Source organism: Micromonospora sp. NPDC050276 (genome assembly GCF_044459545.1).
Lineage (GTDB): Bacteria > Actinomycetota > Actinomycetes > Mycobacteriales > Micromonosporaceae > Micromonospora.
The window spans coordinates 22182-37984 of the sequence record NZ_JBITJA010000005.1; the positions used below are offsets into that span (position 1 = coordinate 22182).

General features: G+C 71.5%; 14 protein-coding genes and 1 pseudogene. 8 read left to right on the forward strand and 7 right to left on the reverse strand.

Annotated features, from left to right (window positions below):
- Positions 1 to 41: 41 nt before the first annotated feature.
- Positions 42 to 839, reverse strand: a complete 798-nt coding sequence (locus tag ACIBF8_RS11495; protein ID WP_396782519.1) for a tyrosine-protein phosphatase — start codon at positions 837 to 839, stop codon at positions 42 to 44.
- Between the two features lie 44 nt (positions 840 to 883).
- On the opposite strand from ACIBF8_RS11495, the gene ACIBF8_RS11500 reads away from it, so the two are divergent.
- On the forward strand, positions 884 to 1981 hold the full coding sequence (locus ACIBF8_RS11500; protein ID WP_396782520.1) for a mandelate racemase/muconate lactonizing enzyme family protein: 1098 nt from the start codon (positions 884 to 886) through the stop codon (positions 1979 to 1981).
- Positions 1982 to 2010: 29 nt separating this feature from the next.
- The gene (locus ACIBF8_RS11505) at positions 2011 to 2964 is read left to right on the forward strand and encodes an NlpC/P60 family protein (RefSeq protein ID WP_396782522.1); all 954 of its coding nucleotides are present in this window, start codon (positions 2011 to 2013) and stop codon (positions 2962 to 2964) included.
- Between the two features lie 37 nt (positions 2965 to 3001).
- Here ACIBF8_RS11505 and ACIBF8_RS11510 read toward each other — a convergent pair whose 3' ends face one another.
- Together ACIBF8_RS11510 and ACIBF8_RS11515 are read right to left on the reverse strand one after the other, a co-directional pair.
- A complete protein-coding gene (locus tag ACIBF8_RS11510; protein ID WP_396782524.1) occupies positions 3002 to 4000 on the reverse strand; it encodes a TerC family protein in 999 nt (332 codons plus the stop codon).
- A 314-nt stretch (positions 4001 to 4314) separates the two neighbouring features.
- Positions 4315 to 4440: a hypothetical protein gene (locus ACIBF8_RS11515; protein WP_396782526.1), complete on the reverse strand. Its 126-nt coding sequence runs from the start codon at positions 4438 to 4440 to the stop codon at positions 4315 to 4317.
- Positions 4441 to 4578: 138 nt separating this feature from the next.
- On the opposite strand from ACIBF8_RS11515, the gene ACIBF8_RS11520 reads away from it, so the two are divergent.
- The gene (locus ACIBF8_RS11520; RefSeq protein WP_396782528.1) at positions 4579 to 4872 is read left to right on the forward strand and encodes an antibiotic biosynthesis monooxygenase family protein; all 294 of its coding nucleotides are present in this window, start codon (positions 4579 to 4581) and stop codon (positions 4870 to 4872) included.
- Positions 4873 to 4992: 120 nt separating this feature from the next.
- Here ACIBF8_RS11520 and ACIBF8_RS11525 read toward each other — a convergent pair whose 3' ends face one another.
- Together ACIBF8_RS11525 and uvrB are read right to left on the reverse strand one after the other, a co-directional pair.
- The gene (locus tag ACIBF8_RS11525; RefSeq protein ID WP_396782530.1) at positions 4993 to 5850 is read right to left on the reverse strand and encodes a helix-turn-helix domain-containing protein; all 858 of its coding nucleotides are present in this window, start codon (positions 5848 to 5850) and stop codon (positions 4993 to 4995) included.
- 323 nt (positions 5851 to 6173) lie between these two features.
- Positions 6174 to 8282, reverse strand: a complete 2109-nt coding sequence (uvrB, locus tag ACIBF8_RS11530; protein WP_396782532.1) for an excinuclease ABC subunit UvrB — start codon at positions 8280 to 8282, stop codon at positions 6174 to 6176.
- A gap of 206 nt (positions 8283 to 8488) precedes the next feature.
- On the opposite strand from uvrB, the gene ACIBF8_RS11535 reads away from it, so the two are divergent.
- Complete coding sequence (locus tag ACIBF8_RS11535) at positions 8489 to 10192, forward strand: hypothetical protein (protein ID WP_396782534.1); 1704 nt, start codon at positions 8489 to 8491, stop codon at positions 10190 to 10192.
- Positions 10193 to 10202: 10 nt separating this feature from the next.
- Here ACIBF8_RS11535 and coaE read toward each other — a convergent pair whose 3' ends face one another.
- Entirely contained in the window at positions 10203 to 11384 is a 1182-nt protein-coding gene (gene coaE, locus ACIBF8_RS11540; protein WP_396782536.1) for a dephospho-CoA kinase, read from the reverse strand.
- 165 nt (positions 11385 to 11549) lie between these two features.
- Positions 11550 to 13058, reverse strand: coding sequence for a 30S ribosomal protein S1 (gene rpsA, locus ACIBF8_RS11545; RefSeq protein WP_363615278.1), 1509 nt, complete (start codon positions 13056 to 13058; stop codon positions 11550 to 11552).
- 485 nt (positions 13059 to 13543) lie between these two features.
- On the opposite strand from rpsA, the gene ACIBF8_RS11550 reads away from it, so the two are divergent.
- From ACIBF8_RS11550 to ACIBF8_RS11565, 4 genes and pseudogenes are all read left to right on the forward strand, one after another.
- The gene (locus ACIBF8_RS11550) at positions 13544 to 14350 is read left to right on the forward strand and encodes a class I SAM-dependent methyltransferase (RefSeq protein ID WP_396782537.1); all 807 of its coding nucleotides are present in this window, start codon (positions 13544 to 13546) and stop codon (positions 14348 to 14350) included.
- A gap of 107 nt (positions 14351 to 14457) precedes the next feature.
- Positions 14458 to 15009, forward strand: coding sequence for a Uma2 family endonuclease (locus ACIBF8_RS11555; RefSeq protein ID WP_396782539.1), 552 nt, complete (start codon positions 14458 to 14460; stop codon positions 15007 to 15009).
- 36 nt (positions 15010 to 15045) lie between these two features.
- Positions 15046 to 15264 (forward strand): DUF2945 domain-containing protein, encoded by a 219-nt coding sequence (locus tag ACIBF8_RS11560; RefSeq protein ID WP_396782541.1) that lies wholly within the window; start codon positions 15046 to 15048, stop codon positions 15262 to 15264.
- Positions 15251 to 15595: pseudogene (locus ACIBF8_RS11565) on the forward strand (DUF3140 domain-containing protein); the annotation flags it as partial. The gene ACIBF8_RS11560 and the pseudogene ACIBF8_RS11565, both read left to right, overlap by 14 nt.
- Positions 15596 to 15803 lie beyond the last annotated feature (208 nt).

Sequence of the window (15803 nt, forward strand, 5' to 3'; positions counted from 1 at the left end):
GCCCGACGTCGGCCGCGCCGACACCCCCACCGGCGCGCCGGTCACTCCAGCAGCTGCGCCCGCAGTGCCCTGAGGTCGGCGTCGGTGAGACCCAGCCCGTCACGCAGGTACCCGTCGAACGAACCGTGCACCCGACGCACCTCGTCATAACCGGCGTCCAGGTACTCGGCGCGAACCTCCAGCACCGGCAGCACCGCCTCGACGTCCAGCTCGGGACTGCGCCGCCGCATCGCCTCGACGATCACCGCGCGCAGGCTGTCGGTCAGCTCGTTGTTGCGCAGGTAGTCGGCGCGGATCGCCGCGTCGTCCACCCCGAGCGCCGTCAACAGGATGACGGTCAGCCAACCGGTGCGGTCCTTGCCGGCCGAGCAGTGGTAGAGCAGCGGCAGGTTCTCCGGCTGGGCCGCCAACCGCACCGCCTCGGCGAAACCGACCCGCGCCGACTCACCCGTGACGAACCAACGGTAGATCGCCGCCATCGCCCCCACCGTGCCCTGCCGGGCCAGCTCCGCGTACGCGCCCAGGTCGTGACCGAGCAGCACCGCCGACACGTACGTGAAGACCGGGTGCTCCGGATCGTGCACCGGCAGGCGCACCACCCGCGGCTCACCGGCCAGCCGATCCGCCGGGGCCACCGCGATCTCCGTTGCGGCGCGCAGATCCAGCACGCACGCCGGCCCCAGCTTCGCCAGCACCGGCAGGTCCTCGTCGGTCAGCCGTCCCAACGCCGGGGTACGGACCAGCTGACCCACCCGGACCCGCCGCCCGTCCGCGCCGACTAGCCCGCCCAGGTCACGCGCGTTCGGTGCACCCACCAGTTCCCAGCCCTGCCCGGTCATCCGGTCTCCCCTCCCGCCGTCAACCTGCGTATAGGGTGCCGTACATGACGATCTCGGCGGTACGCACCCACCGGGTTTCCGCCCCCTTACACACCCCGTTCGTCACCGCCCTGCGTCGTACCACCACAGTGGACACCCTGGTCGTCGAACTCGTCGACAGCGACGGCCGGTCCGGCTTCGGCGAGGCGCCCCAGGTGTGGCAGGTCACCGGCGCGTCGGTCGCCGGCGCGCAGGCGTGCGTCCGCGAGTTGCTCGGCCCACAGCTGATCGGCCGTGACCCGGACGACCTGGTGACCCGTTGCGCCGAGGTGCAGCGCGCGGTGGTCGGCAACGAGGCCGCGAAGGCGGCGGTCGACGTCGCCCTGCACGACCTCGCCGCGCAACGGCTGGGCGTACCCCTGGTGCGGTTGCTCGGCGGCACCAGGCTGCGCGTCCCGACGGACGTCACGCTGGCGGCGGGCGACGCGGTGGACCTGGCGGCGGCGGCGCGGCAGCGGCAGGCCGACGGTTTCGACGTGCTCAAGTTGAAGGTCGGCACCGACGCGGCCAGTGACCTGGACCGCGTCCGCGCGGTACGCGCGGCGGTCGGCCCCGGCACCCGGATCCGGCTGGACGCCAACCAGGGCTGGACGCCCCGGGAGGCGGTCCGGGTGATCCGCGGCATCGAGGACGCCGGGCTCGAGGTCGAGTTGGTCGAGCAGCCGGTGGTCCGTTGGGACCTGGACGGGCTGGCCTGGGTCAGCGACCGGGTGTCCGTGCCGATCCTGGCCGACGAGGCGGTCTTCGGGGTCCGCGACCTGGTGGAGGTGATCCGCCGCCGGGCCGCCGACCTGGTCAACGTCAAGCTGGCCAAGTGTGGCGGGCTGCACCCGGCCCGGACGCTCCTCGATCTGGCCACCGCGCACGGGCTCGGCACGGTGGTCGGCTCGATGATGGAGAGCCAGGTCGGCATCGGGGCGGCGGCGAGTCTGGTCGCCGCGTACGGCACCACCGCGGTCGCCGACCTGGACGCCGCCTGGTGGCTGGCCTGGTCACCGGTGCAGGGCGGCATCCGCTACGACGGAGCGTCCGTGGTGCTGCCGAACGCCCCTGGCCTGGGTATTTCCGGGCTGGCTGAAGCTAAGGTGCAGGCCCGTGGTTGATGATCGTTGGTTTTCTTCATAGGGTTTCCGTGGACAGACGAGACGATCTGGGGGTTGACGTGGAGTTGCAACCGGGCCGTGAGGCCGTCGTCCGGGTCGCGGTGGCAACGCTGTGGACCTCCCCCGAGGCAGTCCGCCCGGTCGACCGCCCAGCGCTGACCGCCGGCGCCGACATCCCGACCTGGGTGTCCGGAATGGACACCGACCAGCAGGTCGGCGACTGCGTGCTGAGCCAACTCCTGCTCGGCGAGCGGGTCCTCGTCAGCGAGCTACGCCCGGACGGCTGGGCCCGGGTCGTCGCCGTCGAACAACCAGCCGCCAAGCTCGACCCCCGCGGCTACCCGGGCTGGCTCCCCGCCGACCAACTGGCCGCCGTCGACCCGGCCCACACCACCACCGACCACCCCCTGGTGGTGGACGCCACGAGGACCGCGCTGCACGCCACCCCGAACGGCCCGGTGGTGCTGCCCGGCGTGGTCGTCGGCACCCGTCTCGTTCCGGCCGGCGCCGCACGCGACGACTGGCGGCCGGTGCACGTCCCCGGCCGGACCACCCCGCTCTGGCTGCCCGACGGCCACCTGGCCCCCGCGCCGGCCGCACCGCCGACCGCCGAGCAGACGCTCGCGGTGGCCCAGCGACTGCTGGACGTGGTCTACATCTGGGGCGGGCTCTCCGCGCACGGCATCGACTGCTCGGGCCTGGTGCATCTGGCCTGGCGACGGTTCGGGGTGCTGCTGCCCCGCGACGCCGACGACCAGGCCGTGGCCACCACCCCACTGCCGTTGGGCGCGGAACGCCCCGGCGATCTCTACTTCTTCGCCCGACCCGGCCGCAAGATCCACCACATCGGCATCGTCACCGCCACCCCCGGCGACGGAGGCCAGCGCCGGATGCTGCACGCCTGCTACCGGCGGCGACGGGTCATCGAGGAGCCACTGCCGGCCGACCGGACCGCCACCTTGGTCGGCGCCCACCGGGTCTGACCGGCCGGGCGCGTGTCCGCACCCGGCCGGCGAGCCGTCAACGACGGGCGTCGGCCAACTCGCGACGCCGGTCCCGGGAGGACTTGATCAGGCTGGCGGCGGTGGCGGCGCCCAGGGTGCCGAGGATGACCAGCAGCGACAACCAGATCGGGATGTGCGGCGCCCAGCCGACGTGCTCGCCACCGTTGATGAACGGCAGGTTGTTGTCGGCCAACGCCTCCAGCACCAACTTGACCCCGATGAAGCCGAGCACGACGGCCAGGCCGTAGCTCAGGTAGATCAACCGGTCCAGCAGGCCACCGAGCAGGAAGTAGAGCTGACGAAGGCCCATCAGCGCGAAGACGTTCGCGGTGAAGACCAGGTACGGCTCCTGGGTGATACCGAAGATCGCCGGGATCGAGTCCAGGGCGAAGATCAGATCGGTGGTGCCGATCGCGATCATCACGATCAGCATCGGGGTGAACAGCCGCCGGCCGTTCTCGTGGGTGACCAGCTTCGCGTCGTCATAGCCCTTGGAGATCGGCAACGCCCGGCGGCTCCACCGGATCAGCACGTTCTCGGAGAACTCGTCCTCGTCCGGCTCACCCTGCCGGGCCAGGTTCACCGCGGTGTAGATCAGGAACGCACCGAAGATGTAGAAGACCCAGGAGAACTGCGAGATCAGCGCCGCGCCGGCGGCGATGAACCCACCGCGCATCACCAGGGCCAGCACGATGCCGACGAGCAGCACCTTCTGCTGGTACTGCCGGGGCACGCCGAAGCGGGCCATGATGATCACGAAGACGAAGAGGTTGTCCACCGAGAGGCTGTACTCGGTGAGCCAGCCGGTGTAGAACTGCCCGGCCGCGCTGGCCCCGGATGTCAACCAGACCCCCGCGCCGAAGATCAGGGCAAGCCCCACGTAGAAGCCGACCCAGAGGCTCGACTCTCGCACACTCGGCTCGTGCGGGCGTCGACCGATGATCAATAGGTCGACGAGCAGGACCGCAGTCAGTGCGACAAGCGTTCCCGCCCACACCAATCCGGACACGTCCAACGTTCATTCCTCCGGCAGACACGCGGCGTCGGGCACACCGTACGCCCCCGGGAGGGCCGGTGTGCCGCTGTCGCTCACTCTGGTGACTGTCGGAGGTCTCTTCCGCCGTCACCCCCGCAAAGGGGCGGCGACCTACGGGGCCGGGTCGGGCCGCCGTGGTTCCGGCGATCGACCGTGCTGACGACTCCGTTGCGGGGGAATACTCCCCTCCTCGGTGACCATTGTTGCCCACCACGCCGCGTGATCACACCCCGGGCAGCCGGTGGCTCCGGACACCCCGCTCGACGCCACACCGCCTATGGCTTCCTAGGAGGCTAGTGCAGGTCGGTTGCGGCGATCGGGTCGGCGAGGGACCAGCCCGCGGCGAGCAGGTCGTCGCAGGCCCGCACCGCCCGGACCAACCGCTCGGCGTGCGACCCGGTCAGCTCCACCACCGGCACCCCGCACTCCGCCAGCTCGGCCCGGAACCGCTCGGTCGTCCAGGCCCAATGATCACCAGGCCCCCCTAGGTGCGCCGTCGACGCTGGAACAGACCCCGCGGCACCGCCGGCCCCGGCCCCCGTGGGAGGCTGTCCGACATGGTGCTTGAGGTCGCTTTGATCGACGTACTACCCGGACACGAGGACGCGTTCGCCGCCGCGTACGCCGAGGGTCACCCGGTGCTCGCCGGGGCGACCGGCTGCCGGTCCGTGCGGATGACCCGGGGGATCGAGTCTCCGACCCGCTTCGTGCTGCTCGTCGAATGGGACTCGGTCGAGGCGCACGAGCAGAACTTCCGGGCCACCGAGCGGTTCGAGAAGTGGCGGGCGCTGATCGGGCCACACTTCGCGGGGCCGCCCGTGGTCGAACACTTCCTCGACGTACCGGCCTGAGCGCCGCTGTCGTACCCCACGGTTATCGTGCCGTGCGCACGCGCCGGCCGCCGGTCCCGACGGGCTCGGGGGCGCCGGGCCCGGTGGCCGCGCGGCGCGCTCGCCTGGGCGCCACCGGCCTCACTCGCCGACGCGGCGGGCCAGCACGGTGACCGTCTCCTCCGGTGACAGCGCGGCGGCCAGCAACGCCTCGGTCATCCGCTCGTAGCGGTCCACGTCGAGCACGGTGGCCAACCGCACGTCGGTGGTCAACGCCTCGATCATCACCGTGCGCGGGTCCGCCGGGTCGGGAAAGGCATAGCAGGAATACGGCGTGAGCGGATGCAGCCCGCCGCCGGCTACTCCGCGCGGCAGCAGTCGCACCGTGACGTGGGACAGCCCGGTCACAGCGACCAGGTGCCGCAGCTGTTCACGCCAGACCGCCACCGGCAGGTCGCCCGGGTCGCAGACGGCCTCGGCGAGCACCGCCGTGTAGCGCGGCGGATAGGCCCGCCGCAGCACCTCCTGCCGCAGCGTCCGGGCGCGCACCTCGGCCTCCACGTCGACCTCGGGCGTGAGCCGGGCGCCGGCCGTGACCAGCACCCGGGCGTAGGCGGGTGTCTGGAGCAGCCCCGGCACGACCGATGGCTGGTACTCGACGATGTCGGCGGCGCCGGCCTCCAACTCGGCGTAGGTGCGCTGCCGTTCGCTCATCTCGCCCAGCGTCTTCCACCAGCCTCGGCTGGTCGCCGCGTCCCGGGCGATCACGATCAGCGCGTCCCGGGCCGGCGGCGGCACCTTGTAGATGTCCAGCAGATCGAGCACGTCGGCCAGGTCCGGGCGACTCTGACCCAGCTCGATGCGGGACAGCTTCGACGTCGAGGCCCAACCCAACCGGTCGCAGACCTGCTCCAGGGTCAGCGACTCGCGCCGACGGAGCTGGCGCAGTTCTGCGCCGAGACGTGCACGTCGAATGACAGGACTTGTTGGCAGCGGCATCCCGGCCTCCCCACGCAGGGAGACTACGCAGGACGATCACCCAGTGCAATAGCTTGCTCGCGCACCGCAATCAGGGCATTCGGTGCCGGCATCCGGGCGGATCCTGTACGTACCGTTTCCACAGGTCAGCGGCGAGCTCGGGGTCGATAGGTGTCGAAGGACCAGACGTTGCCGGCCAGGTCACGGGCGGCTGGCGTCGGGCAGCCCGAGGCCCAGCTCGTCGATCGGTGCCACCGCCGTCACCCCTCGCCCGCCCTTCGCGTGCCCGGCTCGCCCACACCCCAGGGCAATGCCGGGCGTGGGCGACCCGATGGCCAGCACCGCTACTTCACGCCAGCGGCGTCCATGCCGCGCAGCTCCTTCTTCAGGTCGGAGACCTCGTCGCGGATCCGGGCCGCCAGCTCGAACTGCAGCTCGCGGGCGGCGGCCAGCATCTGCTCGTTGAGCTCCTGGATGAGCTGGGCGAGGTCGGCTCGGGCCATCCCCTCCCGTGAGGTGGTGGTGGCGGCGGACCGGCTGCGGCTGCGGGTCTCCTTGACCGGCGCCTTGCCCCGGGAGAGCTGACGCACCGCACCCCCGACCCGGGAGTTTTCGGTGTCCTCCGCCTCGCGGTAGATGTCGTCCAGGATGTCGTGGATCTTCTTGCGCAGCGGCTCCGGGCTGATGCCGTTGGCCTCGTTGTGCGCGATCTGCTTGGCCCGACGCCGATCGGTCTCGTCGATCGCCGCCGCCATCGACGGAGTGATCTTGTCGGCGTACATGTGCACCTGTCCGGAGACGTTACGGGCGGCCCGCCCGATGGTCTGGATCAGCGACCGGCCGCTGCGCAGGAAGCCCTCCTTGTCGGCGTCGAGGATCGCCACCAGCGACACCTCGGGCAGGTCCAGACCTTCGCGGAGCAGGTTGATGCCGACGAGCACGTCGTAGTCGCCCTTGCGCAGCTCGCGCAGCAGCTCCACCCGGCGCAGCGTGTCGACCTCCGAGTGCAGGTAGCGCACCCGGATGCCGTTCTCCAGGAGGTAGTCGGACAGGTCCTCGGCCATCTTCTTGGTCAGGGTGGTGACCAGCACCCGCTCGTCCCGGTCGGTGCGCAGCTTGATCTCGTGCATCAGGTCGTCGATCTGGCCCTTGGTCGGCTTGATCACGACCTCCGGGTCGACCAGACCGGTGGGCCGGATGACCTGCTCGACGAACTCGCCCTGGGCCTGCTCCATCTCCCAACTGCCCGGGGTCGCGGAGAGGAAGACCATCTGGCCGACCCGCTCCAGGAACTCGTCGAAGCGCAGCGGCCGGTTGTCGGCCGCGCTGGGCAGCCGGAAGCCGTGGTCGATGAGCATCCGCTTGCGCGACGCGTCGCCCTCGTACATGCCGCCGATCTGCGGGATGGTCACGTGCGACTCGTCGACCACGGTGAGGAAGTCGTCGGGGAAGTAGTCGAGCAGGCAGTGCGGCGGGCTGCCGGGCAGCCGCCCGTCCATGTGCATCGAGTAGTTCTCGATGCCGGAGCAGAAGCCCACCTGCCGCATCATCTCGATGTCGTAGGTGGTGCGCATCCGCAGCCGCTGCGCCTCCAGCAGCTTGCCCTGCCGCTCCAGCTCGGCGAGCCGCTCGGCCAGCTCCACCTCGATGTCCCGGATCGCCCGCTCCATCCGCTCCGGACCCGCCGCGTAGTGCGTGGCCGGGAAGATCACCAGCTGGTCGACCTCGCGGACCACGTCGCCGGTCAACGGGTTGAGGTAGTAGAGCTTCTCCACCTCGTCACCGAACAGCTCGATGCGGACGGCCAACTCCTCGTACGCCGGGATGATCTCCAGGGTGTCACCGCGGACCCGGAAGGTGCCCCGCTGGAAGGCCATGTCGTTGCGGGTGTACTGGATGTCGACGAGCCGGCGCAGCAACTGGTCGCGGTCGAGCTCCTGGCCGGCCTGCACCCGCACCGCCCGGTCGAGGTATTCCTCCGGGGTGCCCAGACCGTAGATCGCCGAGACGGTCGCCACCACGATCACGTCGCGGCGGGTGAGCAGCGACATCGTCGCCGAGTGCCGCAGCCGCTCGACCTCCTCGTTGATCGAGGAGTCCTTCTCGATGTAGGTGTCGGTCTGCGGGATGTAGGCCTCGGGCTGGTAGTAGTCGTAGTACGACACGAAGTATTCGACCGCGTTGTGCGGCAGCAGCTCGCTGAACTCCTTGGCCAGCTGCGCGCAGAGCGTCTTGTTCGGGGCGAGCACCAGGGTGGGGCGTTGCAACCGCTCGATCAGCCACGCCGTGGTGGCGCTCTTGCCGGTGCCGGTCGCGCCGAGCAGCACGCTGTTGCGGTCGCCACGCCGAACCCGACGCTCAAGGTCGTCGATCGCGGTCGGTTGGTCGCCGGCCGGCTGGAAATCACTGACGACCTGGAAGCGGCTGTCGAGCCGGGGAATGTCGAGCGCCATGTCATCAACGGTACGCCGCAGGTCCGACAGGTTCGGCCGTCACGCCAGGTACGTGATCGGCTTCGATATTCCCATTGTGTGGCCCATGTCACCGGGACTACCCTCTTCATGTAGGCCGCTCGCGGCGGCCGACCGAGCCGGTGGCCAGGCCGTCATCACGGCCGGCGACCCTCGGCACTGCGGTCGCAGCACCCGGCTGGTCCGGCGTGCGCACCCGTGTGGTCGCGCTCGAGGCGCAGACCGGCCGCCGCGAGCGCCCCTGCTCGTCACCCCGGTGCCTCCCCGCCCGTTTCATCTCCGTGGACACCTCTGCGACCCCGGCACCCGACACCACCGCCCGCACGGGCCCGCCCCGGCCGCATGACATCGACGAGGCCACCGACGCCGGCGGCGACGGTGCCGACAGCGGCGACAGCGGTGGCGACGGCGGCGGCCCTGGCAGCTCGGCCGGCCGCCGCAGACGTACGGTGCTGCTGTTGCTCGGTCTGACCGCCGTGACGTCCGCGACAGCGTTGGTGCTCGGGCTGTTGAGCTGGGCGCCCGACCCGCCCGAGCCGGCCCGACCGCTGACCGTCGCCGAGGGCGAGCGGCTGGCCGCCGTACGAGTCACCAACCTGCGGGACCTGCGCGCCGGCGTACGCGTCACCGCCGGCACCGGCGCCACCCGGCTGGAGCTGGTGGGCTGGGTGGACTGGTCCCGGTCACTGCTCTACCTCGACGTGGGCGGGCCGGGTGCGGGTGCCGAGCGCGGGCTGCTGCAGAGGAGCGGGCCGGTGCTGGTGATCCGCCCCGACCCGGCGGCGGTGCCCACTCCCGCCGCACCACCACTGGTGCCTCCGGCGGACCGTTGGCGGCTGCATCGCCTGGCCGCCGGGGCGCGCCTGGCGCCGGTGCTCGACCTGCTCCTCGATCTCGCCGCCGACCGCCCGGACCCGACCCGGACGGCGACGGCCAGCGGTGCGCGCTGGATCTCCCGGGACAGCGTGCCGGCCGGCCCGTTGGACGTCATCCAGGCGCCACTGCCCGCCCGCACAGCACCCGCCGCCAGCCCCGCACCCGCCGACGGGGCACCGGGCAACGCCGCGACGGCCCCGCCGGACGGACAGACCCGGTACTGGCTCGACCAGGACGCCCGGCTGCACAAGCTGGTGACCCGGCTGCCCGACGCCGGCCCGGTCACGATGATCTTCAACCGGGCGGACCGGCCGACCCTGCAACCGGTGGACGCGCTCGGCGGCCGGCCCGGTCTGCCCCGCGCGCTGACCGACGCCGAGCAGCGTCGGCTGGACCGGCTGCCGGCCCGGCTCCGCGCCCAGGGCGGTGCCACCGTGGCGTTGACCGCGCCGATGGGCACGGCCACGAACCTGCGGGGCGCCGGCTGGTTGAGCTGGACCGCGCGGACCGCGTACCTCTCGATCGCCGATCTGGGCGTGCCGGATCGGCGGACCCTGCTGCGGCGCGACACCGCCGGCCTGGCGCGGGCGGACGTGCCGGCGGCCTCCGCCGGTGGCGGCAGTGCCGAGGCGCCGGTCCGGCCGCCGCTGCCGCCGGCGGCGGCGGGGGCCTGGCGGGTCTCCCGACCCGGCGCGGACGATCTGAGTCTGCTGGTCGATGCCGCGCTGTCCGCCGGGACGGTCGGGCACCGCGGGGCAGCCGTGCGGATACGCGAGGACGTCGCCGCCGGACGGACCGTGGACGTCATCGAGTCCGGCCCGGCCGACGCGCGGCTGCGTTACTGGATCGACCGCGACGGCTCGCTACGCCGACTGGAGTTGCGGACCGACGCCGGCGCGTGGGCACACCTGGATCTTGACCCCGCCGTCGTGCCCCGGTGGGCCACCACCCCTCGGCCCGCAGCCCCGCGCCCTACCGCCCCGCGGTCCTCCGCCCCTCGCCCCGGTGCCCGCTGAACCGTGCCCCTCAGGGGTGCCAGTCGGTCTGCGCGGCCCACTGCTCGGCCCGCAGGTACTCCTCGTCGAACCACGGATCCCGGGCCGTGCCGGAGTCGCCGGCCTCCGGGGCCGCGTCGATCAGATCCCGCTTGAGTAGCAGGTACGCGGCCCGCTGATCCGGGTCGGCGCGCAGGTGGTCGCGCATCAGCAGCGCATAGCGCCACCCCGGCGAATCGGCCACCCGCACGTGCAGACGAACCGGGCGGGCCGGGTCCGCGCTGCCGTGCAGCCGCTTCTCCCACCGGCCTCTGCCGGCCGGGCGCGGGTCGTCCCACCACTGCCCCGGCAGCCGGGGAAACCCGGCGTTGGCCAGCCGATCGGCCAGCGGCCCGTCGGCATCGGCGAGGCTGGACACCGCCACCTGCACGTCGATGACGTTCTGGGCGGCGAGGCCGGGCACCGCCGTCGAGCCGATGTGCTCAATCCGCAGGGCGTCCGAGCCGAGCGTGTGCTGGATCCGAGCGGCCAGCCGCGCGTACTGCTCCGGCCAACTCGCGTCGACCCCGGCCAGGTCGGCCCGGTCCGCGGGGACCACCCGCCGCTGGCGCACGTTGTCCTCGTAGGGCACCAACCGCTGCCGCCAGAGCGCGTCCACGGCGTCGTGCAGCGCCGCCAGGCTCCCGTCGTTGGTCAACACCACGTCCGCCGCCGCCCGGCGACGGGCGTCGTCGGCCTGCGCGGCGATCCTCCGTTCGGCCTCCGCGCGACCCATCCCCCGGTCGCGCGCCAGCCGTTCCAGTCGGGTCGGCACGGCCGTCTGCACCACGACCACCAGGTGGTACGTGGGCGCGAGACCCACCTCGACCAGCAGCGGTACGTCGTTGACGACGATCGCGTCGGGTGCCGCGGCGGCGGCCAGCTCCGCCGTGCGGGCCCGGACCCGCGGGTGGGTGATCGCCTCCAGCCGACGACGAGCGGTCTCGTCGGCGAACACCACCGCTCCCAACGCGGCCCGGTCCAGCGCACCGTCGGCGTCCAACACCGCGTCGGAGAAGGCGGCCACGACCTCGGCCAGCCCATCGGTACCCGGCGCCACCACCTCCCGGGCCACCCGGTCGGCGTCGATGAGCACCGCGCCCCGCTCGACGAGCCGCGCGGCCACCGCGCTCTTGCCCGACCCAATTCCGCCGGTCAACCCCACCCTCAGCACCCGAACAGTCAACCGGATGCAGAAGCCCGTCGCCAAACCACCCGGCGGTCGGGCAGCCGGCAGTCGCACGGCCGTCGGGCCGGCGCGGCTCGCCCGGGTACGGCGAGGGCCCCGCCCCCAGCGATCCGGAGATCGCGGGGACGGGGCCCGTCGTCGTTCAGCGGGTCACTTACCGCCGGCGAGCTTCTCCCGCAGAGCGGCGAGCGCCTCGTCGGTGGCCAGGGTGCCGGCCGGCTCCTCGGCCTGCCGGCTCGGGGCCGGGCTGGACGAAGAGGTGGTGCCACCGCCACCGCCGGCAGCGGCCGGGACGGCCGGAGTCGGGTTGGCGGCAGCCTCGGCGTCGGCGGCCCGAGAGGTCTGCACCTGCTTGGTGTGGGCCTCCCAGCGCAGACGAGCCTCGGCGTACTGGTTCTCCCAGGTCTCGCGCTGCTTGTCGTACCCCTCGAGCCACTCGCCCGTCTCCGGGTCGAAGCCCTCCGGGTAGATGTAGTTGCCCTCGGTGTCGTACGTCGCGGCCATGCCGTAGAGGGTCGGGTCGAAGTGCTCCTCGCCCTCGACGAAGCCCTCGTTGGCCTGCTTGAGCGACAGCGAGATCCGACGGCGCTCCAGGTCGATGTCGATGACCTTGACCATGACCTCGGAGCCGACCTGGACGACCTGCTCCGGGATCTCCACGTGGCGCTCGGCCAGCTCGGAGATGTGGACCAGGCCCTCGATGCCGTCGTCCACCCGGACGAACGCACCGAACGGGACCAGCTTGGTGACCTTACCCGGCACGATCTGCTGGATCGCGTGGGTGCGGGCGAACTGCCGCCACGGGTCCTCCTGGGTCGCCTTCAGCGACAGCGAGACGCGCTCGCGGTCCAGGTCGACGTCCAGGACCTCGACCTCGACCTCCTGGCCAACCTCGACGACCTCGGACGGGTGGTCGATGTGCTTCCAGGACAGCTCGGAGACGTGCACCAGACCGTCGACGCCGCCGAGGTCCACGAAGGCGCCGAAGTTGACGATCGAGGACACGACGCCCTTGCGGACCTGGCCCTTCTGCAGCTTGTTGAGGAACTCGGTGCGCACCTCGGACTGCGTCTGCTCCAGCCAGGCCCGGCGGGACAGGACCACGTTGTTGCGGTTCTTGTCCAGCTCGATGATCTTGGCCTCGAGCTCCCGCCCGACGTACGGCTGCAGGTCGCGCACACGCCGCATCTCGACCAGGGACGCGGGCAGGAAGCCGCGCAGCCCGATGTCGAGGATGAGGCCGCCCTTGACCACCTCGATGACCGAACCGCGGACGACGCCGTCCTCGTCCTTGATCTTCTCGATCGTGCCCCAGGCCCGCTCGTACTGTGCCCGCTTCTTGGAGAGGATCAGACGACCCTCCTTGTCCTCCTTCTGGAGGACCAGGGCCTCGATGTGGTCACCAACCGTCACAACCTCGGCGGGGTCCACGTCGTGCTTGATCGACAACTCCCGAGAGGGGATGACACCCTCGGTCTTGTAGCCGATGTCGAGCAGGACCTCGTCCCGATCGACCTTGACGACGGTGCCTTCGACAATGTCGCCGTCGTTGAAGTACTTGATGGTCTCGTCGATCGCGGCGAGGAAAGCCTCCTCGGAACCGAGATCGTCGTGGGTGACCCGGGTGGCGCTCGAGGGGGCCTCGATGCTGCTCGTCATGTGGGCGGTTGCTCCGGTCGGTGGGTTGTCACAGCAGGCTGGTGTGTCGCAGTGACCTGTTCGCGCCAGCGGATCCGTCGCCGGGCACACCGAACGATCGCCTAGTGAGATCATGATGTGGCTCCGTCGACCGCGCACCTGCTCCCTGCCGAGGCAACGCGATCCGCGAGCGCATCGTCTAGCCTACCGTGCGCATTACCACAGCGTGCAAGCCCTCCCAGCTTCTCTGCGTGCGATGACCTGCGAAAGCCGAACAATCGCCCGGAAACCACCCCTGCTGTCTCCTGCGTCACAGCAGCCCCAGCGGTGCCATCCGGCGACGATCTTGATCGACGCGGTTTGCGGGGATGGCGGCGCGTCCCGCCCGCCCGGACACCGCGCCCTCCCGTGAAAGCGAGTCGATCAAGCGCCACGGCGCGAGGGATCGCGCAGATCGTGGACGCGCCGCCGCACCGAACCGGGCGGGTGGGGCCTAGCGTGAGCGGGTGGATGACGACAGCCGGGTTACCCGGCGCCGGGTCGGTGACGCCGAGGCCCGGCGCGCCAACCGCGGCTGGTGGGACACCGACGCCGACGACTACCAGGCCGAACACGGCGCGTTCCTCGGCGACGTGGACTTCGTGTGGTGCCCCGAGGGGTTGCGCGAGGCCGACGCCCGACTGCTCGGCGACGTGTCGGGGCGGCGGGTGCTGGAGGTGGGCGCCGGCGCCGCGGCCGCCGCCCGCTGGCTCGCCACCCAGGGCGCCCGGCCGGTCGCCTTCGACCTGTCCGCCGGCATGTTGCGGCACGCCGCCGAGGCCGCCGACCGCACCGGGGTACGCGTACCGCTGGTGCAGGCCGACGCGCTCGCCCTGCCGTTCGCCGACCAGTCGTTCGACACGGCCTGCACGGCGTTCGGCGCGATCCCGTTCGTGGACGACTCGGCGGCGCTGCTCGCCGAGGTGCACCGGGTGCTGCGCCCGGGCGGCCGGTGGGTGTTCTCGGTGACCCATCCGATGCGCTGGATCTTCCTCGACGATCCCGGCGAGGGCGGGCTGACCGCTGTGCACTCGTACTTCGACCGCTCCCCCTACGTCGAGCAGGACGAATCCGGCGTGGCCACCTACGTGGAGCAGCACCGCACCCTCGGCGACCGGATCCGCGAGCTGGTCGGCGCCGGGTTCCGGCTGCTGGATCTGGTGGAGCCGGAGTGGCCGGAGGGACACGAGGGAACCTGGGGGCAGTGGAGTCCGCTGCGTGGACGACTCTTCCCCGGCACCGCCATCTTCGTCACCGAGAAGCCCGCCGGGTGAGCGCGTCGCACCCGCGGTCCGACCTGCGACCCATCGATCGCCGGTAGGCTCGCCTTATGAGCGCCGAGCCCATCCCGACATCACCTGGCCCCTGGTGTCCGGATCCGATGCGGCAGCAGCGTGCCGACTACACGCTGGAGGACCTGCTCACCCTGCCGGACGACGCCCCCCGCGTCGAACTCGTCGACGGAGTTATCCAGGTGACACCCTCCCCCACCCTGGGCCATCAAGACATCTCACTGTTGCTGGCGCACTGGCTACTGCAACACGTGCCGGCCGACCTCCGGGTCGTGCAGGCCGTTGGAGTCGGGCTGAGTCCCAATACCAGCCGGCAGCCGGACGTGCTCCTGCGGCGGGCCAGCGTGGCTCCCTCCCAGTCCACCTTGCGGCCAGCGGACGTGGTGCTCGCCGTTGAGATCGTTTCGCCCGGCACGCGGCGGATCGACCGGTTCGCGAAGCCCGGTGAGTACGCCGCCGCCGGCATCCCGTTCTACTGGCGGATCGAGCAGGACCCGGTGCACGTCTACGCGTACCGGATCGGTGACCGGGTGGGGCCGGGCGGTGAGCGGCAGTACGAGCTGGTCGCGGACGGTGCGGACGTGATCGAGCTGGCCGAGCCGTTCGACATCAAGCTGCCGGTCGCCGAGATCACGCCGTAGCCGTTTCGCCCCGGTCGGGCCGGGTAGCCGAGGGCCATGGCCGAACAGAGATTCCACAAGGGCGACCATGTCTCCTGGTCGGCACACGGCAGCCGCGCGTACGGCGTGGTGCAGGGGACGATCACCGAGCGGACCCGGATCCGTGGGAGGGCCGTGAACGCGGCTCCCGACGACCCGCAGTACCGGGTCCGCAGTGACGGCACGGGCCGCGACGTGGCCCACCGCCCCGAGGCGCTTCGTCATGAGCAGAAGTGATGACGGCCGGGACACTTACCGGGAGTTCACCGAGGCGGTGAACATGAAGCCCGGCGAGCTGTCCACCTGGCTGGACACTGACGAGTCGAAGCAGGTCGGCTGGCACAAGGGCGGTCGCGCCGGTGGTGGCGAGTCGGTCGGACACGAGTCCGGCCGGAAGATCATCAATCTGCTCCGCCGCAAACGCGGCGACCTGTCCGAGGGCGACTACAAGCACATGCGCAACCTGTTCGGCTACGTCCGCCGGCACATGGCGCAGCGCCCCTCCGGCGACGTCCGCGACACCAAGTGGCGCTGGTCCCTGATGAACTGGGGCCACGACCCGATGAAGTAGCGAACTGGCCGCCCTCACGGGCTCCCGAGACGCAAGATCCGCACAACTTCGGCGAAGTTGGTGCCTCAGAACTCCACGACCTAGCACTTTCCCCGAAGTTGCGCGGATCAGGCTCGTGCCCGGCGGGGAGACGGCGCGACCCAGCGGGACGAGACGCGGCCCAGCGATCGAGTGCGGCTTTAGGGACGGGCAGCGACGCGACTGG